Annotated in this window: 3 protein-coding genes; all 3 read right to left on the bottom strand. The window is 63.0% G+C overall.

Features of this window, described 5'->3' with window-relative positions:
• Positions 1–53: 53 nt before the first annotated feature.
• Positions 54–521, bottom strand: a complete 468-nt coding sequence (locus tag ACP15I_RS22010) for a hypothetical protein (RefSeq protein WP_424967496.1) — start codon at positions 519–521, stop codon at positions 54–56.
• A 419-nt stretch (positions 522–940) separates the two neighbouring features.
• Entirely contained in the window at positions 941–1,843 is a 903-nt protein-coding gene (locus tag ACP15I_RS22005; protein WP_424976702.1) for a DUF2927 domain-containing protein, read from the bottom strand.
• 272 nt (positions 1,844–2,115) lie between these two features.
• Positions 2,116–2,583 carry a hypothetical protein gene (locus ACP15I_RS22000; RefSeq protein ID WP_424976701.1) on the bottom strand — a complete coding sequence of 156 codons (468 nt, stop codon included), beginning with the start codon at positions 2,581–2,583 and terminating at the stop codon, positions 2,116–2,118.
• Positions 2,584–2,750 lie beyond the last annotated feature (167 nt).

The raw sequence follows: 2,750 nt of genomic DNA, 5'->3' as shown, positions 1-2,750 counted from the left end.
GAAACGCCCGCCCGGCGGGAGGAGGCCGGGCGGGGTTTGGGGGATGTTAAGGATTACTCGTTAGACGAACCCTTGGCGCCTTTGATCGCGGCCAGCTCGGCGAAGCTGTAGTCGTTTGCGTCCAGCCCGAGGGAGGCTGCGAGCTGTGCGCTTGCGCCGGTCACGCCCACGGACTGGGTCGAGACGACTGCGCCGCGCTCGGCCACGTTATAGCCGGTGTCGGTGTCGAAGCTGCCCTTGATGGCGGCCAGTTCGCCGAAGCTGTAGTCATTGGCGTCCAGGCCCAGGGTCGCGGCCAGCTGTGCATGGGCCGGGGAGATGCCGACCGACTGGGTCGAGACCACGTCGCCGCGGGGCGGGATGTTGTAGCCATTGTCGGTGTCGAAGGAGCCTTTGATCGCGGCCAGTTCGGAGAAGCTGTAGGCGCCGGGCTCGACGCCGAGCTGACGCTCGAGCTGGGAGGAGGCGAAGGCCGGAGCGGTCAGGGCGATCACGAGGGCGGATGTCAGAGCGAGTTTCATTTCAGTAGTCCTTTCAGTGTTTTACGCGGCTTGAATGTGCGTTGCGAGCCGCGGAGTTGTGTGTGTCGGCGGTGTGTGTCGCTGCCGATGAGTTGGATTTGGGGCGGTTGGGCCGGGAATGAAATGGCGATGATGAGAGAGGCTGTTGCGCGCTGACGCACATCACGCTCGCGCGATCAGGCCTTCTGCGCGGGACGCCGGTGTCTTTCGGGAAAACGCAGCCATTCCAGAGACTTACCCCGAACCACCCCCTCACGCCCCGGTGATGTTTCCAACACCGCCCGCCCAGAGCCTGAAACCTCACGCCACGCGTGAGAGAAAAAACACCGAAAAAAACGCACAGGACCCCTTGGCCCGGGGAAATCCCATAAAAAAGACCCCGAAATCGGGGTCTGATTCAGCGCGCTAAGGGCGAAACGTCAGTATTGCGACGAGGCAACCGCGTGCAGGTAGGGCACGACTTCGTCCGTTGTCATCCCGGATCGTAACCGGGGATCATAGAGCATACCCAGAAGCTTCTCGTCCCGGCGGGTCAACAGCGCAAATTCCTGGTCGTCGTTAAAGATCGAGGGCCAGACTTCCTGGCAATCATTCGACAGGCCCATCCCCTGCGCCAACTCTTCCTGAATGCAGGATGCCCGCATCTGATCCGGATGCTCGGCGCGTATGATCGCGACCGCGCGCCGGAACCCGCGACTGCGATCGCCATGGGGTTCTGCAACCACCATGCACAGGTGATTGGGCCGCATCCTGGCGATGTTGCTCAGGGTCGATTTCGAGATTCCGGGGATGAGTTTTGGCAAGGTCTTGGCAAGGCTCTTGCGCTCGCCTTCGGTCACCACCAGGACATGGAAGTTCGGTTTGTGGGGATTGACCGTGATCGGATGCCGTGTGGCGCGAGCCAGCGTGTTCACATAGCTGGAGATCGTGCGCAGATCCTTGGCGCGGCGCGCCTTGTCGACGCTCGCGCCGAACATGACCTGCATCCGCACCGGTTCTTCCCAGCGCAGAAGCGGCTTCTTGCTGCGGTGCCCGGATGAACTGAGCCCGCCGCCATATTCATTGTGCAGAGCGATTTCGACGAAGTCGCGCGACAGGGTCGCCGGATCCATGGGCGCGTTGGACATCCGGGTCGTGGTCTTCATGAGACCCTGCGCCAGAAAGCTTGTCTGCATTTTACGGTAGTATTGCGCGAGCGGCGTTTCAGAGAGTTTGACCGCGGTGCCCTGACTGCTCTTGGTCACGGTCGACCCTGCGGGAACAGCCGATGCGGCGCAGGTCAGAACGCCCGCCAGAATGGCACATTTGGTCAGTTTCTGCATCGAGGAACGCTCCAGAACTATGACCCCAAGGTGCCATGACAGGCTGGATCGTGCAAACGCTTCAATTCGGGGCGTCAAGCCGCTGTACGCGCTTTGGAAAGCGGGACGGGGGCGGCGCGCCGGGGGACAGGGTGGGTCTTCCTGATTCCATGGGGCGGGGAGGGGTGCGCGTGGGACAGGATCGAAGCCGGTTTACCGGGCGCGCGCCGGACGGTCGGTGAAACGCCCGCCCGGCGGGAGGAGGCCGGGCGGGGTTTGGGGGATGTTAAGGATTACTCGTTAGACGAACCCTTGGCGCCTTTGATCGCGGCCAGCTCGGCGAAGCTGTAGTCGTTTGCGTCCAGCCCGAGGGAGGCTGCGAGCTGTGCGCTTGCGCCGGTCACGCCCACGGATTGGGTCGAGACGACTGCGCCGCGCTCGGCCACGTTATAGCCGGTGTCGGTGTCGAAGCTGCCCTTGATGGCGGCCAGTTCGCCGAAGCTGTAGTCGTTTGCGTCCAGGCCCAGGGTCGCGGCCAGCTGTGCATGGGCCGGGGAGATGCCGACCGACTGGGTCGAGACCACGTCGCCGCGGGGCGGGATGTTGTAGCCATTGTCGCTGTCGAAGGAGCCTTTGATCGCGGCCAGTTCGGAGAAGCTGTAGGCGCCGGGCTCGACGCCGAGCTGACGCTCGAGCTGGGAGGAGGCGAAGGCCGGAGCGGTCAGGGCGATCACGAGGGCGGATGTCAGAGCGAGTTTCATTTCAGTAGTCCTTTCAGTGTGTTACGCGGCTTGAATGTGCGTTGCGAGCCGCGGTGTTGTGTGTGTCGGCGGTGTGTGTCGCTGCCGATGAGTTGGATTTGGGGCGGTTGGGCCGGGAATGAAATGGCGATGATGAGAGAGGCATTTGCGCGCTGACGCACATCACG

Source organism: Dinoroseobacter sp. S124A (assembly GCF_049801015.1).
Classification (GTDB): domain Bacteria; phylum Pseudomonadota; class Alphaproteobacteria; order Rhodobacterales; family Rhodobacteraceae; genus Dinoroseobacter.
This window is presented reverse-complemented; position numbering and strand designations above follow the sequence as displayed.